The 14,831-nt window shown below is 69.1% G+C and carries 16 protein-coding genes; 10 read left to right on the top strand and 6 right to left on the bottom strand.

The window, feature by feature from the left end; all coding sequences use genetic code 11:
* Positions 1 to 14 precede the first annotated feature (14 nt).
* Genes ACIBH1_RS02595 through ACIBH1_RS02575 form a run of 5 tightly spaced genes read right to left on the bottom strand, consistent with a single transcriptional unit; the run spans position 15 to position 4,718 of the window.
* A complete protein-coding gene (locus tag ACIBH1_RS02595) occupies positions 15 to 923 on the bottom strand; it encodes a type II secretion system F family protein (RefSeq protein WP_397311787.1) in 909 nt (302 codons plus the stop codon).
* A complete protein-coding gene (locus ACIBH1_RS02590) occupies positions 920 to 1,792 on the bottom strand; it encodes a type II secretion system F family protein (protein ID WP_397311786.1) in 873 nt (290 codons plus the stop codon). Before ACIBH1_RS02590 ends, ACIBH1_RS02595 begins: the two co-directional genes overlap by 4 nt.
* On the bottom strand, positions 1,789 to 3,096 hold the full coding sequence (locus ACIBH1_RS02585; RefSeq protein WP_397311785.1) for a CpaF family protein: 1,308 nt from the start codon (positions 3,094 to 3,096) through the stop codon (positions 1,789 to 1,791). The genes ACIBH1_RS02590 and ACIBH1_RS02585 overlap by 4 nt, the downstream gene beginning before the upstream one ends.
* The gene (locus tag ACIBH1_RS02580) at positions 3,093 to 3,875 is read right to left on the bottom strand and encodes a hypothetical protein (protein ID WP_397311784.1); all 783 of its coding nucleotides are present in this window, start codon (positions 3,873 to 3,875) and stop codon (positions 3,093 to 3,095) included. The genes ACIBH1_RS02585 and ACIBH1_RS02580 overlap by 4 nt, the downstream gene beginning before the upstream one ends.
* 3 nt (positions 3,876 to 3,878) lie before the next feature.
* Positions 3,879 to 4,718 carry a hypothetical protein gene (locus tag ACIBH1_RS02575; protein ID WP_397311783.1) on the bottom strand — a complete coding sequence of 280 codons (840 nt, stop codon included), beginning with the start codon at positions 4,716 to 4,718 and terminating at the stop codon, positions 3,879 to 3,881.
* Positions 4,719 to 4,909: 191 nt separating this feature from the next.
* On the opposite strand from ACIBH1_RS02575, the gene ACIBH1_RS02570 reads away from it, so the two are divergent.
* From ACIBH1_RS02570 to ACIBH1_RS02540, 7 genes are read left to right on the top strand one after another with little or no spacing between them, the layout of a single operon-like run.
* Entirely contained in the window at positions 4,910 to 6,817 is a 1,908-nt protein-coding gene (locus ACIBH1_RS02570) for a hypothetical protein (protein ID WP_397311782.1), read from the top strand.
* Between the two features lie 2 nt (positions 6,818 to 6,819).
* A complete protein-coding gene (locus ACIBH1_RS02565; RefSeq protein WP_397311781.1) occupies positions 6,820 to 7,086 on the top strand; it encodes a WXG100 family type VII secretion target in 267 nt (88 codons plus the stop codon).
* Positions 7,087 to 7,102: 16 nt separating this feature from the next.
* Positions 7,103 to 8,902 carry a polymorphic toxin type 17 domain-containing protein gene (locus ACIBH1_RS02560; RefSeq protein WP_397311780.1) on the top strand — a complete coding sequence of 600 codons (1,800 nt, stop codon included), beginning with the start codon at positions 7,103 to 7,105 and terminating at the stop codon, positions 8,900 to 8,902.
* Positions 8,902 to 9,348 (top strand): hypothetical protein, encoded by a 447-nt coding sequence (locus ACIBH1_RS02555; protein ID WP_397311779.1) that lies wholly within the window; start codon positions 8,902 to 8,904, stop codon positions 9,346 to 9,348. The genes ACIBH1_RS02560 and ACIBH1_RS02555 overlap by 1 nt, the downstream gene beginning before the upstream one ends.
* On the top strand, positions 9,335 to 9,652 hold the full coding sequence (locus ACIBH1_RS02550) for a hypothetical protein (RefSeq protein ID WP_181611274.1): 318 nt from the start codon (positions 9,335 to 9,337) through the stop codon (positions 9,650 to 9,652). Before ACIBH1_RS02555 ends, ACIBH1_RS02550 begins: the two co-directional genes overlap by 14 nt.
* Positions 9,652 to 11,514, top strand: a complete 1,863-nt coding sequence (locus ACIBH1_RS02545) for a C2 family cysteine protease (protein WP_397311778.1) — start codon at positions 9,652 to 9,654, stop codon at positions 11,512 to 11,514. The genes ACIBH1_RS02550 and ACIBH1_RS02545 overlap by 1 nt, the downstream gene beginning before the upstream one ends.
* Positions 11,511 to 11,870, top strand: coding sequence for a hypothetical protein (locus ACIBH1_RS02540; RefSeq protein WP_397311777.1), 360 nt, complete (start codon positions 11,511 to 11,513; stop codon positions 11,868 to 11,870). Before ACIBH1_RS02545 ends, ACIBH1_RS02540 begins: the two co-directional genes overlap by 4 nt.
* Here the strand turns inward: ACIBH1_RS02540 and ACIBH1_RS02535 are convergent.
* Positions 11,851 to 12,108: a hypothetical protein gene (locus tag ACIBH1_RS02535; RefSeq protein ID WP_397311776.1), complete on the bottom strand. Its 258-nt coding sequence runs from the start codon at positions 12,106 to 12,108 to the stop codon at positions 11,851 to 11,853. The two genes, ACIBH1_RS02540 and ACIBH1_RS02535, sit on opposite strands and share 20 nt — an antisense overlap.
* 98 nt (positions 12,109 to 12,206) lie before the next feature.
* On the opposite strand from ACIBH1_RS02535, the gene ACIBH1_RS02530 reads away from it, so the two are divergent.
* Genes ACIBH1_RS02530 through ACIBH1_RS02520 form a run of 3 tightly spaced genes read left to right on the top strand, consistent with a single transcriptional unit; the run spans position 12,207 to position 14,820 of the window.
* Positions 12,207 to 13,475 (top strand): hypothetical protein, encoded by a 1,269-nt coding sequence (locus tag ACIBH1_RS02530; RefSeq protein ID WP_397311775.1) that lies wholly within the window; start codon positions 12,207 to 12,209, stop codon positions 13,473 to 13,475.
* A gap of 11 nt (positions 13,476 to 13,486) precedes the next feature.
* Complete coding sequence (locus ACIBH1_RS02525) at positions 13,487 to 14,302, top strand: hypothetical protein (protein WP_397311774.1); 816 nt, start codon at positions 13,487 to 13,489, stop codon at positions 14,300 to 14,302.
* Positions 14,299 to 14,820 carry a hypothetical protein gene (locus tag ACIBH1_RS02520; protein WP_397311773.1) on the top strand — a complete coding sequence of 174 codons (522 nt, stop codon included), beginning with the start codon at positions 14,299 to 14,301 and terminating at the stop codon, positions 14,818 to 14,820. The genes ACIBH1_RS02525 and ACIBH1_RS02520 overlap by 4 nt, the downstream gene beginning before the upstream one ends.
* Positions 14,821 to 14,831 lie beyond the last annotated feature (11 nt).

Genomic DNA, 14,831 nt, shown 5'->3' with positions numbered 1-14,831 from the left:
GGACACGTCCCCTTTCATGATCCCAACATCTTCATAGCGGCTGGGAAGCTCAGGAAAATCAGGAAGCCGGCGCAGAGCAGCAGCTGCGCGACGAGCATGGACTGGGAGCGCTCGCCGGCCTGGCCCTCGACCTCGGCCAGTTCGCGGCGGCGCATGGTCTCGGCCCTGGCGGCGAGCGAATGGCGCACCTTGGCGCCGTCCTCGGCCACCAGCCCGAGCGCGGATGACAGGTCTCTGAGCTCGTCCAGGTCGACCTCCTCGCCCAGCTGGCCCAGGGCCTGCCAGGGGGTGATGCCGACGATGCGGGCGTTCGACAGGGCGTCGCGGACGCGCACCATCGCCCAGCCGTCGCCGATCGAGGAGGCCATCATGAGCGCCTCCGGCACGCCGCGCCCTCCGGCCAGGTTCATCGACACCAGGTCCAGGAACGCCCCGACGGCGTGCCTGAAGTCGCGGCGCTTGGCGGCTGCGTCCTTCTTGAGTTGCAGGTCGGGCAGCATGAAGAAGACCAGCGCGATGAGGAGCGCGCCCCAGACCGGGACGGTCAGGTTGAAGTCCCAGCCCATGAGGGAGACCCATCCGGCGACCAGCGGCGCCGACAGCAGGCCTGCGGCGCCGAGCAGGCACTTGGTGGCCAGGAAGCCGTCCCACGAGCGGCCGAGCAGGGCGAGGTCGGCGCGGGCCGAGCGCATCTCCCAGCCGCGGGCGGCGTAGAAGCGTCCGATCGACTCGCCCAGGCGCTGCTTGAACGGGCTGACCTCCTCGCGGGTGATCACGCTGATGGAGGAGGCGGCGGCCTCGCGGCGCAGCCCGTCGGTGGCCGACAGCCGCGCGGCCAGGCCGGGGCGCGCCGGGAAGAGGAACCGGGACAGGGCGAAGATCCCCAGCCCGATCAGGGCGCCTCCGAGCAGGGCCAAGGTCATCGTGCACCCACCTCCTCACCCGCGGGGGCGACCCGGGCCAGGAGCCGCTCGGGCTTGTTGTATTTGGCCAGCCGCCTCATCCACGCGAATCCCGCGCCGAAGAATCCGGCCACCACGAGCAGGACGACCTGCCCCAGCCACCCCTGGTACTCCTGGACGTACGAAGGGTTGAAGATCACCAGCAGGGCGGCGAATCCGATGGAGGCGCCCACCACGATCTGCATGGACCGCCGCGTTGAACGCCGCTCCGCCTCGACCTTGCGCCGCACGTCGAGTTCCTCGCGCGCCGACGACGCCAGCGCCGTGAGCACCTCGCGAAGGCCGGGGCCGCGCAGCTTGGCGTTGAGCACCAGCGCGGCGATGACCAGGTCGGCCGAGGGGTCGTCGAGGTCGTCGGCGAACCGGTGCAGCGCGTCGGGCAGGGCCACGCGCATGTGCAGCCGGTCGACCAGGGCCCGCAGGTGGGGCTGCAACGTCGGGGCGGCGGCGCGGATCGAGGCCGGGATGGCCTGCTCCAGGCCGGCGGCGCCGGCGATGGTGTCGCGCAGCGACTCGGTCCAGGCGGCCAGGGCCTCCAGGTTCTTCATCGCCACCCGCTCCTCGGCGGCGCCTCCCGCCAGGCCGTTCCAGCCGAGCACCAGCAGCCCGGAGCCGACGGCGATCACCGGCCAGCGGGTCAGGACCAGCACCACGACGCCGACCACGAGGGCCAGCCCCACCTTGGTCGAGAGGTTGCGCAGCTGCTCCTTGCGGTCGGCGGGCGTGGCGGCGCGCGTGCGCACCTCCGTGCCCCTGATGAACAAACCCAGCAGGAACAGCCCGCCGAAGATCAGCGCGCCTCCGACGATCGACATCATCAGGGTGCTCATCGCCAGCCGCCCCCGTATCCCGGGTGGTAACCGTGGTAGGCGAGCTCCTCGATGCACTGGATGGGCGCGTGCGGTACGGCGGCGCCGTCGGGTCCGGGCGCGAACACCTCCGACGACAGCACCCTGCCGTCGACGCCGGTGACCTCCCGGATCGACGACACGAACCGGCGCAACCGCCCGCCCTGGTGGTAGTCGTTGCGCTTGGTGATGAAGACGACGAAGTCGATGGCGCCCGCGATGAGCATGTGGGTGGCCTCGATCGGCAGCCGCTCCGAGGCCTGCAGCGCGTAGGTGGCGATCCTGTTGAACACCTCCATGGAGGAGTTGGCGTGGATCGTCGACAGCGAGCCGTCGTTGCCCTGCGTCATCGCGTTGAGCATGGTGACGATCTCGTCGCCGAGCACCTCGCCGACGATGACGCGGCTGGGGTTCATGCGCAGGGATCGCCTGACCAGCTCGGCCATGGTGATCTCGCCCTGGCCCTCGGCGTTGGGCAGGCGGTACTCGAAGGCGACCACGTTCGGGTGCAGCTCGGGGAACTGGTCCAGGCCCAGTTCCAGCGCGCGCTCGACGGTGATGAGCCGCTCGTTGACCGGGATCTCGTTGGCCAGGGCGCGCAGGAGTGTCGTCTTTCCCGCGTTGGTGGAGCCGGCGATCATGATGTTCTTGCGCGCGGCGATCGCGGAGGCCAGGAAGCGGCCCACCTCGGGGCTGACGGTGCCGTTGCCGATGAGGTCGGGCAGGAAGACCTTGCCCAGGCGGGCGCGCCGGATCGACAGCACGGGCCGTACGGCGACGTCCATGACCGCCGACAGTCGCGAGCCGTCGGGCAGGCGCAGGTCGAGCTGGGGGTTGGCGGTGTCGAAGGGGCGCGACGACAGGCCCGAGTAGGCGGCCAGGATCTGGATCAGCTCGACGAGCTCCTCGTCGGACTCGGCCACCGGCTCGCCGAGCTCTTCTCGGCCGTCGGCGTAGCTGATGAAGACCTTGTCGCAGCCGTTGATGTCGATGTTCTCGATCTCCTGGTTGTCCAGGAGCGGCTGGAGGCGGCCGACGCCGAAGAGGGCGGCGTGGATGCCGGCGGCGAGGGCCTCCTCCTCCTCGGCGTTGGGCGGGGTGCGGCCGATGCCGATCTCGTTGCGCGCGTGCTCTTCGAGGACCTGGGCGATGAGGGCGCGCGCGAACTGGCGCTCGTCCTCGCCGGTCATCGGGGCCAGGCCGTTGGCGGCGTCGAGCCGGCGCTGGGTGGCCAGCCGGTCGCCGACCTCCTGGCGGAAACGTTTGACGAGCCCGTGGTCGATCATCGGGGCATCGCCACCCTCGCCAGGTGCCCGGTCAGGGTGGTGGCCAGCTCGCGGGTGGAGCGGATGAGCAGGGTGCGGTCGAGGCGCCCGCCCCACTCGCCGCGCAGCAGCTCGGCGCCCTTGACGTCGTGGGCGAGCCCGCCCAGGACGACGTTCTCGTTCATCCCGGCTCCGGAGAGCACGCGGCGCACCTCTCCGATCGCCCTGCCGTACTGCTTGGGTTCGGCCACCACGACCACGCCGAGCGGCGGTACGGCACGCGTGCGCTCGCCGAGCGCGGCGCCGAGCGAGGTGATCCTGTCGCGCAGGTGCGCGACCTGGTCCAGTTGCGGCCGGACGAGCAGGACGATCATGTCGCAGGCGGCGAGCAGCCCGTTGAGCGGCTGATAGGCGCCGAGCCTGCCGCAGTCGAGCACCACGTCGGTGTCGGGCAGGCCGCGCAGCGCCTGCGCCAGCGGGTCCCACAACCAGGTCAGGCCGGAGGCCTGCTCGGAGGCGGTGAGGCCGAGCAGCACATCGAGGCCGCCGATGAGGCGCTGGGTGTGCTCGCCGATCTGCTGGGGTCCCAGGCCCTTGCGCGCGGCGGCGCCGAGGGACAGCAGGCCCTGGGCGGGGTTGAGCGCGTGACCGTGTTCACCGGGCAGCCGGTAGGCCAGGTCGCCCCCCGCGGGGTCGCATTCGACCAGCATCGCCTGGCGCGGCCAGACGGCGGCCAGCGCGGTCGCCGCGGTGGTCACTCCGGGCGCGCCCTTGTCGGCGGCCAGTGCGATGAGCGCCATGGGTCACCCGCTCTCGGTGGCCGACGGGCTGGCGGTGGGCTTGGTCGACTGCTTGGGCTCCTTGGTGGGCTTCGTGGTCGGCTCGATCGGGTCCTCGGTGGTGGAGTCCGAGGGCTGCGGGGTCGGGGTGACCGCGGGCTGGCCCTGGCTGCCGTTGCCGCCGGGCAGGTAGGCCAGGGCGATGCGGCCGGCCGAGGCGGCGGCGGAGACGTTGGCCGCCGCGGCCTTGTCGATGACCACGTCGACGAGGACGTTGCCGCTCTCCGGGCTGGTGACGGACTGGACCAGGGCGCGGTCGGCCAGCACCTTGCCGGTCCCGGCCGTGCCCTCCTCGCCGGAGACGTAGATGACCTGCACCCGCTGCCCCGCGTTGATCATCGCGGGGACCTGGCCGGCCTTGAGCGAGAGGCCGACCACGGCCTTGCCGGCCACGAGCCCCTCGGGCGAGTCCATGGTGAGGGCCTCGGTGAGCAGGGTGCCCGAGGGGATGCCGTACCTGGCGTACTTCTGCTGGGCCAGGTCGATCTGGCCGGCCGGGATGTACTGCACGTCCATGTCCTTGGGCACGTCGACCTCGACGAAGTCGCCCTGCTGGAAGCGCTGGCCGGCGGGGACGTCCCTGGCGAGCTTCAGCACGGGGACGCGGTTGCCCATCTGCAGGACGAGGTAGGCGGTGAGCAGGGCGCCGCCCACGATCAGCAGGACCGCGAGGGCGGCGAGGGCAGGCTTGCGCTCGCGCGGGGCGGAGGGCAGTCGGCGGCTCGCGGCAGGCTGGGAGGCAATTCCTTGATCAGCCAAGCGCTGCGCCTCGGGCCTGCGGAAGGACTGCTCGGTGGCCTTCATCTACAGGGGCTCCAGAATTGAGGGGACGCTGGTGACGAATTCCGACAATACCGAGCCGAAGCGTGTCAAGTCACACCGACCACAGAAACACCCTCAGCCACGAGAGTGACGGAATCGTGAACGTTTCCGAAAGATCGGCCGTGGCACGTTCCATGGCGATAGCGTCGCAAAAGTTATGAAAGTGACACGACATGACTGAGTTCGTGGGGCTCAATCCAGGCGCCGCGACCAAGCTGGCCACCGCACTCAAAACGGCCGCGGAATCCGCGGGTCCGCTCAAGGGAGCGCTGTCGGGAGGCATCGCGGAAGCGGGCGCCGCCTTCCCCAGCGGAGCGAGGGGGGCCGAGCAGATCGGCCAGTGCGGAACCTTCCTCAGCGACTCCGAGCGCGACCTGAAATGGCGGATCCAGACCATCCAGTCCGTGCCGGGCGCGCGGCGGGTGCGCGACGACTTCCGGGTGGCCGACTTCCCCTATTCCAGCGCCGACGCGGCCAAGCGGGCGGGCGAGGACGAGGCGCAGAAGCTCAAGGACGCGTGGGCGGCCTACGAGAAGGACCCGCGCATGAGCAACTTCGACGAGATGCTCAAGCTGCTCAAGAGCGACCAGATGAAGGACCCCGCCTTCGCCGCGGGCTTCCTGAACAAGCTGGGCCACAAGGCCTACGGCGACATCATGGCCAAGTGGATGGAGTACAACAAGGACCCCTACGGCAAGGGCCTGACGCCCAAGGAGCTGGAGGAGTTCAAGAAGGAGCTCGGCCCGCTGGTCGACGCCTTCGCCGCCGCTGACGCCGCCGGGCTCGTGCCCGACCTGCGCAAGCACATGCTGACCACGCCCGGACCCGACGTGATGACGGCGCTGCTGGCCGCCGCCCCGCAGTCCAAGGAGTTCATCGTCGAGGCGGGCAAGTACCTGGCCTCGGCGGTCACCGGTCACACGGGACCGGAGGACAACTGGCGGCTGTACTGGTTCTTCAAGGCGCTCGACGAGAACCCCGAGGCCTTCCAGGCGCTCCTGGCCACCGACCAGACGACCGCCGACCGGCTGCTGCAGCCAGCGGTCCTGGAGGAGGGCCGCCCGCCGGGCCTGGACGCCCTGGTCAGCGGCGCGATCGCCAAGGCGCTCACGGGCGGTCTGCCGGGCCCCGAGCGGCGCAAGGCACTCGCCCACGCGGCCGCCGCCTACACCGACTCCTTCGGCAAGGACCCCGTCCTCAAGAAGGCTCTCGCCGACGCCCTCAACACCGAGCTCGGCGACCCGAAGACGGGCAGGGAGGCCTTCCAGACACTCGCCAAGGCCCTGTCCGCGCGCGGGCTCAAGCCCGAGGCGCTCGACGACGCCGAGATCAACGCGATCGTCGCCAAGCACGCCGCCACCTGGCTGCCGGAGATCGCCGCGCTCACCGCCTCGCGCAACGACAAGGAGCTCGGCTACCTCAACCCCGGCAAGGGCTGGGACAACCTGAGCGAGAAGGACCTGACCAACCTCATCGCCGGGATCTTCCAGCGCCCCGAGGGCCGCCAGACCCTCTCGGACGGCATGCGCCTGCTCACCGGCTCGCTCGACATGGGCGGCGGCGACCTCAACAACCCCGAGGACCGCAAGAAGTTCACCCTGGCCATGGCGCAGCTGGGCGCCCTGGGCAGCCTGATGGTCGGTGCCGTGCACGACATCGACCTCAGCGAGGAGGAGCGCCGCAAGATCGTCGTCGAGACGCTCATCCTGCCGATCGACCTGACCATCGGCCGCCTGGGCAAGCTGGTGCCGGGCGAGGTCTCCAGCACGATCTGGAAGAACCTCCTGGAGGAGCGGCTCAAGTGGCCCGTCGCGGGCAACCTGGCCAAGACCCTCGACAAGGAGGACAACTTCTTCCAGAAGCTGCCCATCATCGGCGGGCTGTTCGGCGGCAACGAGAACGGCGAGGCCAGCGATCTGGTCATCGAGCTGTCGGAGGAGCACATGAAGGCCTACGAGGACCGGCTCAAGGCCGCCGGCGCGCCCCCGCTCAGTCCCGAGGACCGGGTGCTGCTCAAGAACGCCGTCCAGGGCTTCTACACCGAGGCCGTGGTCGAGGCACTGAAGAAGCGCGGAGGCTGAGCGTGGGTGACAAGGCGGCCCAGGCGGCGGCCAAGGAGGAGCTGGCCAAGAAGTTCGACCGCTGGGCGGGGGAGGTCGAGGGTCTGCTGAAGGAGATCACCACGACGCCCTCGGGCGGGCGGGAGATCTGGACGGGCCCGGCGGCCGACCGGTTCAACGGCACGCTCAAGACGCAGCGGAACAACCTCAGCGACCTGGGCTCGGCGTGCCGTACGACGGCGGAGAACCTCCGTCGTGAGGCCCGTGAACTGCGAGAGTCCGACAAATGATCGTAAGGTGTCCTTCGTGCCTCCTCCAGACAGAGACAGCGGCGGCGAGTTCGCAGGCATCGACCCGGTCCAGCTGAAGGGCATGATCGGGGACCTCGACGACGTCACGTCACTGATCAACGAGAAGATGTCCAACCTCGACCGCGACTTCGGTCGGGCCGGGCTCGGCACCAAGCACATCACCACGCTGAAGGGCGTCTCCGACTGGATCCGCGGAGAGCTGCCCATGCTGCGGCGCCGCCACTCCATGACCGAGCAGATCTCCAAGGAACAGGGCGTCCACGGGTTCACCGGCTCGATGGTCCAGTCGGAGTGGGAGGGCCACTTCAAGACGAAGGAGGAGGCCCAGGCCAAGGCGAAGGAGCTGGCGGGAAAGTACAAGCACCCGGCGGAGTTCCCCGACGACGTCTGGGAGCAGATCCGGAAATATCAATTCGACCCGGACTTCGCCGAGACCTTCGCCAAGGAGCTCGGCCCGGAAAAGCTCCAGCTCCTCGCCGCGCGGACCAAGAGCCCCGACGCCTGGGGCGACGACGAGAAGGCGACGGAGGGCCGCTTCTCCGCCCTGGCCAACATCCTGGCCGTGGCCAGCCACCGGGGCGTCATCGACGACAAGTGGGTGGAGAAGATGGGCCTCCCCCTCATGGCCGACCTGATGATGCACGGCACCTGGAACACCCAGACCCTCGTCCGCATCGGCAACCAGGCGCTCAAGAGCATGCAGCTCGGCGGCGGCAACGTCATCACCGCCAGGATCCTCGACGCCGTCGCCCGCAACCCGATCGCCGCCCACGAGCTCTACAAGACCAACTTCGAGCTCATCAACAACATGGCGTACGGCAAGCACATCGGGTGGATCAATACCAAGAACCCCCAGCTCGGCGACCCCCTGGGCCGCTTCATGAAGGCCGCCACGGTCGAGGCCGCCGACGTGTTCGAGCGCATGAACCCCGGCGCCAAGAACCCCGCCGACGAGCTGGTGCTCAAGCTCTTCGAGGAAGTGGCCAAGCACAAGGACGAACGATTCCCGTTCGCGGGCGTCGAGGACGCCTTCATCGAGATCGTCCAGCGCTTCTTCACGGGCACCTACACCGAGGACCTGCTCCCCGAGGGCGGCCTGACCTGGTACCAGTCGGTCCAGCTGGTCGCCGACCTGGTGGGCATCTTCGACCCGACGCCCATCTCCGACGGCGTCTCGGGCCTGATGTCGCTCGGCGAGGGCGACTGGAAGGGCGCCATGCTCTCCATGGCGGCGATGATCCCCTACTTCGGGGACGCCGCCGCCAAGCCGATCAAGACCTTCATGACGCTGGTGAAGGCCTTCCCGGCACTCAAGATCTTCTTCAAGGTGCCCGACGACGTCGCCACCGACGCCAACAAGCTCAAGGCCTACGTCAACGTCATCACCGAGGGCTTCGACAACCTCAAGAACACCCTCAAGAACGTCGACCTGAAGAACCCCGGCAAGGTCATGGACGCCCTCGGCGTCGTCAACCGCCTCCACACCGACGCGGCCAAGATCTACGCCAAGTACCCCAAGTGGGCGGAGCGGGCCAAGAAGCTGGGCCTGCCCACCGACGGACCGGTACCGTTCGTGCCACCGAAGAACTGGGACCCCAACCGCGCCAACGCGGGAAGCGGCATCACCGACGCCTTCGGCAACGTGTGGCAGCGCGGCAAGCAGCACGGCCGCGGCCAGAACAACGTCGGCAAGGAATGGGACGTGCAGGTCAAGAAGGACGGCGGCCTGGCCAAGCTCACCGCCGACGGCAAACATCTCAACGTCGAATGGGAGACCGGGCGGGTGGGCAACTGATGGGCAGGCAGGTGACGATCACGCTGAACGTGGCGGCGCCCGGCCGGAACGAGGTCGAGCGGCTCGCCGCCCCGATCCTGGAGCGGCTCGGGGGCCACGGCGAGGTGTCCGCCGAGCCGTACTGGAAGATCGAGGGCACCTGGATGGTGACGGCCGACCTGGGCGTGCGCGAGGGCGACTCGGTGACGCTGGTCGGCCAGGTGCTCGGCCTGCTCGGGGTTCAGGCGCCGGTCGAGGGCGACGCCGACGTGGCCGACGCGACGTGGTTCGACGACGAGACCCCCTTCGAGGGCGTCGACTGGATCTCCGTCTCCGCCAGCCATCCCGGCCAGGTGGAGGCCGAGATCGAGGAGCTCGTCCCCCTGCCCCCTGACCCGCCTCTCAGCGAGGAAGAGGTCGACGTCCTGATGACCAAGCTGCGAGGTGACGACGATGGCCGAGGTTGACAACCCCAAGTGGGAGTACCTGAAGAACCTCCTGGACAAGGTGCACGCCATCCAGGGCGCCATGGACAAGAAGCTGAACAAGCCGGCCAACGCCATGGACAGCGGCAAGGTGTGGACCAGCAAGACGGCCACGGAGTGGAAGGGCCACCTGCACGACCGGGTCAAGGCCTACAACGGCGCTGTCGGCGCGCTCGACGACGAGGTGTCGGCGATGTTGTCGGCCACGCCGCGCAAGTGCTCACAGGAGGAGGCCGACCGCTGGCACCAGCAGGTCAACTCCTATAACCGCACCTCGAGGTACTGATGGCTCCCGAGCCCCAGGGCGGCGAGTTCGCGGGCATCGATCCGGTCCAGCTCAAGGCCATGATCGGTGATCTCGACGACGTCAAGTCGCTGATCAACGAGAAGACGTCCAACCTCGACCGCGACTTCGGCCGCGCCGGGCTCGGCACCAAGCACATCACCACGCTGAGGACCGTCTCCGACTGGATCTACGGCGAGCTGCCGATGTTACGCAGGCGCCAGTCGATGACCGAGCAGATCTCCAAGGAGCACGGCGTCCACGGCTTCACCGGGTCGATGGTGGAGTCGGAGTGGACGGGCCACTTCAAGAGCAAGGAGGAGGCCCAGGCCAAGGCGAAGGAGCTGGCGGCCAAGTACGAGCATCCAGGGGAGTTCCCGGCCGATGTCTGGGAGCAGATCCGCAAATATCAGTTCGACCCGGACTTCGCCGAGGCCTTCGCCAAAGAGCTCGGCCCCGACAAGATCGGCTGGCTGGCCGGGCGGGCCAAGAACCCCGACTCGTGGGGCGACGACGACGAGGACACCGAAGGCCGCTTCACCGCCATCGCCAACATCCTGGCCGTGGCCAGCCACCGCGGCGTGATCAACGACGACTGGCTGAAGAAGTTCGACCCCATGGGCCGGGGCACCGACTACAACATGCTCGCCGACCTGATGATGCACGGCACCTGGAACAAGGAGACGGTCGTCAAGATCGTCAACGGCGGGATCAAGGACGGCGCCCAGAACTACACGACCGCCAAGCTCCTCGACGCCGCCGCGCGCAACCCGTTCGCGGCCACGCAGATCTACGCCGACAACTTCGACCGCATCAGCGCGATGGTGTCGGGCGACGCCTGGGGCTGGGTGCAGATCAAGGACGACAAGCTCGTCGGCCCGCTGTCGCGCTTCGTCAACGCGGCCACGCTCGAGTCGCAGCAGAACTACGAGCGCATGAACCCCAACGGGCCCAACCCGGCCGAGGACCTGATGGGCCGGGTGCTCGGGCTCACCCAGACCAAGCGCGGCTTCACCAGCCCGCACGGCGACCTCCAGAAGACCCTGGAGACGATCGTCAACGACTGGGCGGACAAGCTGACGGTCCCCAACCCCGAGACGCTCGACGGCGCCACCTACAGCCCGGCGAGCCAGCCGCCGCTCGACCCCAAGCTGCCGGTCGACTGGGAGCAGGTGTCGCAGGGCGGCGTGGGCGACTGCTGGTTCCTCGCCGGAGTCATCGGCGAGCTCAAGCGCGACCCGAACTTCCTGTCCAAGCGCATGGTGCTCAACCCCGACGGCTCCTACACCGTCACGTTCTTCCGCGACGGCAAGCCGGTGAAGGTCAGGGTCGACGGCTCGACGCTGGACTCGGGTGTGGAGCCGCCCCTGGTCAACATCTACGAGAAGGCCTTCGCCCAGTTCCGCGGCAACGGGCGCTACCGCGGCATCGAGGGCGACTCGGAGTACATCCCCGACGTCGGCGAGGCCTTCTCCCCCAACCGGTGGCGCGACGGTCACGTCCTGCGCCCGTGGGAGGACATCAACGGCAAGGACCGGCCGATGATGGACGCGGAGGACATCACCTACGACAAGCTGAAGGACCTGGTCGACAAGAAGGTGCCGATGACGATGAGCGTGCCTCACGGCTACGACCTCGACAACCGCACAGGACCGGGCGACAAGCTGGTCGCCGACCACGTCTACGTCATCGAGAAGGTCTTCAAGGACCCCAGCGGCAAGGAGATGGTCCTGCTGTCCAACCCCTGGGGCCCCGGGGCCAGCGCGGCGCAGAAGGTCGAGATCCCCCTGGAGTGGATCCAGGACCGCGTCACAGGCACCCTGCCGCTCCTGGAGCGGGTCGAGGTCAGCGGGGAGGAACGATGAAGTGGCGCCTGATCGGGATCGCGGGGATCGTGCTGGTCGTGGCCGCGGCGGTGGCGGGCGTGATGGCGTGGAACGAACGCCCGCCCGCCCCGGCCCAGGGCCTCGTACGGCTCGCCCTGCCGCGCTCGTCGGGCCTGCCGCCGATCCAGCACGCCTATCCCGGCGGCGCGGTCTCGCTCAACGCCGTGCTCGGCGATGACGAGGTCTTCATCGGCCTGCCCAATCCCGGCAGGGAGGTGACGGTGCGCAAGGGCCAGACGATCGAGATCCCCGGAGGGACCCTGACCCTCGTGGAGATCTGGAACGTCTGGCAACGCGCCCACGACGCCGTGGACGTCAGGATCGCTTCGGGTTGAGCAGGTCCGTGGCCGCCTTGTCGAGCCGCTCCGCCTCGTCGCGGATCTTGCCCGCGGTCTCGGAGCAGCGGGTGCGCCACGTGCCGATCTCGCCGCGCACCCGGTCGGTCAGCGGGCCCGACCAGTCCATCTTGCCCGCGTAGTCGCGTACCTCGTCGACCAGCTTCTCCACATGGTCGGCGAAGTCGCGCAGCTTCTTCGCCTTGCCCTGCATCTCCTCGACTTCGGGAGGTGGCATATGTGAATCACCTACTTCCTGACTTTTGTTGACATATACAGTGGCACGTCATGGGAGACCGCGGCTTCAAACCAGACCAACTGGAGAGACTGGCGGGCATGATGGGCCGGCTGAGCACCTCGGCCGACGAAGCCTTCAAACAAGCCAGTTCGCTGGGCGTGACCCCCCAGATGTCGGCGCTGCGCGAGCTGCCGGGCTGGGCCCAGAAGCAGGACCCCGACCTGCGCAAGCGGGCGGCGCTGCTCCGGCTGCAGACCGGCGATCCCTTCGCCGGGCTGGCCTGGGCGGGCTTCTCCCCCCTCGAGATCTCCGCCAACGGCGACAAGCTCGACCCCACCACGCTGGTCTACGTCAACACCGTCGCCGCCTGGGCGGCCCAGAACGGCAAGACGGACCTGAGCCGCAAGCCGGGCGAGGGCATCGACGACTACCTCAAGCGGCTGGAGGCGGCGGCGGTCGCCAAGGTCATCCCGGCGCTGGAGCCGCACCAGGAGACCGTGGCCAAGGTGCTGAAGGTCTTCGGCGACGCGCGAGGGGTGGCCACGGCCACGCCGATCGTCACCGCCCAGAGCGCCGCGCTGCTGCGCCTGATGGCCAACAACAAGGCCTGGCAGCCGCTCATCAACAAGCTCACCGGCGGCCGGTGGACGATCCAGACCAGGTCGGCGACCGCTCCCGGCACCTACCTGAGCACGCTGACCCGCAAGCTCTTCATGAAGAGCCAGCTCTACCGCGACTACGTCGCGATGTTGCCCGAGTACGCCGAGATGGACCGGGTCGGCCAGGCCACCAACGCGGGCCGGGCCCTGCTCGGCGCCCGCGTGAACAACTTCATCAACCTGACCTTCGGCAACAACAACCTGGTCAAGGCGCTGGAGATCAGCACCCACTCCGGGCAGACGGCCACCCTGGCCGGGCAGGCCAACCTCTTCAAGGTCTGGGCGGCCACCGCCGACCCCAAGAAGCTCGAGGCCGCCGCGGCCATCCTGAAGGCCGACCCGTCGAAGCTGACCCGCATGGGCGTGCTCGCCAAGAGCGCGGGCGGCCTGCGCATGCTGGGCGTCGCGGGCGGCGTGGCCTCCACCCTGTATTCGGGCGCGAACGTCATCTCGCAGGGCAACCCGGTCGACGCGTTCAAGCGCAAGGGCGCGGGGTACGTCGCCGATGTCGCCGAGCTGGGCTTCAACGCCTCCCTGACCGCCGCCATGATCGCGCCCAACCCGATCACGATCGGCGCCACCGTGGTCTTCGGCGCCGTCTACGTGGGCGCCAAGGTGGTGGAACACTGGGATGACATCAAGGAGGGCGCCGGCAAGGTGGTCGACAAGGCCAAGGATCTCGTCAAGTCACTCAACCCGTTCGACTAAGGATCGCGCAGATGCCTTCGCATGACAGTGCCCGTGACCGTTTCCGCCTGGCCCAGGCGCATCTGGGCGTGCTCGGCTGCCTGTACTCCGGTGAGGCGGTCCCCGCCGAGCTCCGCGAGGCGCACCTGGAGCTGCGCGAGGCGGGGTTCCTGGCCGACGACGACAGCGCCATGCCCGAGCTCGCCCCGCTGGTGAGCGCCCTGGCCGAGCCCGTCATGGTGGTCAACATCGAGGTCACCGGACCCGAGGGCATCACGGGCAACGGCGCGATCGTCGGCAACGACTCCTGCTACGTCTACGAGACCTGGCCGGGAGAGATCGAGTCCGAATACGTCCCGACCGACCTGTCCACGCTGGTCTGGTCGCTGGCCCGCGTGGTGGGCCTGCGCGAGCGCGACGCCAAGCCGCCGCAGGCGCCGGTCATCCACACCACCATGGCCGCGATGGACGCCGGCTTCGCCGAGCTGGGCCGACTCAACACCGACAGCACCAGCGAGGCGGCCGAGCCCGTGGGGGCCGCCATCGCGGAGGCGAGCGGGCTGGCCGACCCCGAGCTGACGATCCTGACCCACCTGCTGCTGCAGCTGACCGGCAACTGGCGCATCACCGTGGCCTGGCCCAACGCCGAGGGCAAGGGCACCGACGTGCACGGCATGGCGGTGCTCGACTGCGGTCCGCTGGGCTACTGGGTGCGCGAGCGTCCCGCCGAGCCGATCCTGCCCGGCCAGGTGACCCCCGACAGCGAGCTGCGCCTGGTCTTCGCCGACGCGCGCGAGCTCTGGGACCGGATCGTCAACCTGATCCCCGACGAGCCGCCGTCGTCGTGATCGTCCTGAACCGCAGCGTCCCGCCGGGGGCGGTCATCGTGCTGTCCGGTACGGCGCAGCCGTACGGATCCATCGAGGTCACCGTGGCCAAGCGTCCGCGCGTGGCCACCCTCGAATGCCCAGGGCTGCCCAGGGCGGTGCTCAGCCATCCCGACACCTCCAGGGAGGGCCGGGTGCCGCTCGACGAGCGCACGACGCTGACGGTCGGCGAGCTGCGGGCGGTCGTGACGCAGGGGCGCGGGCTGGCCAAGAAGGACCGGGCGCTGAAGATCTCGATGGGCGGCCGCGACTACACCTACCTGGCGACGGGCGCCAACGTGGAGGAGCTGGCCGGCCTGGTGCGCTCGCACGCTCCCCTGGGCAGCACCACCACGGTGACGGTGTCGCCGGAGGCCGGGCCGTACGAGGTCGCGCTGGCCCTGATCCTGCTGGGAGCGGACACCAATCCTCTTACTCTGACAAGAAGCGCCATTTCCGGCGTAGTCGGTTTCCTGCAGACAGGTCAGGGCGAAGCATAAGCTTTGGTCCC

It is taken from the genome of Nonomuraea sp. NPDC050663, assembly GCF_044456985.1.
Taxonomy (GTDB): domain Bacteria; phylum Actinomycetota; class Actinomycetes; order Streptosporangiales; family Streptosporangiaceae; genus Nonomuraea.
The sequence above is the reverse complement of the archived record's forward strand: the minus strand, read 5'-3'. Positions and strand labels throughout refer to the sequence as shown.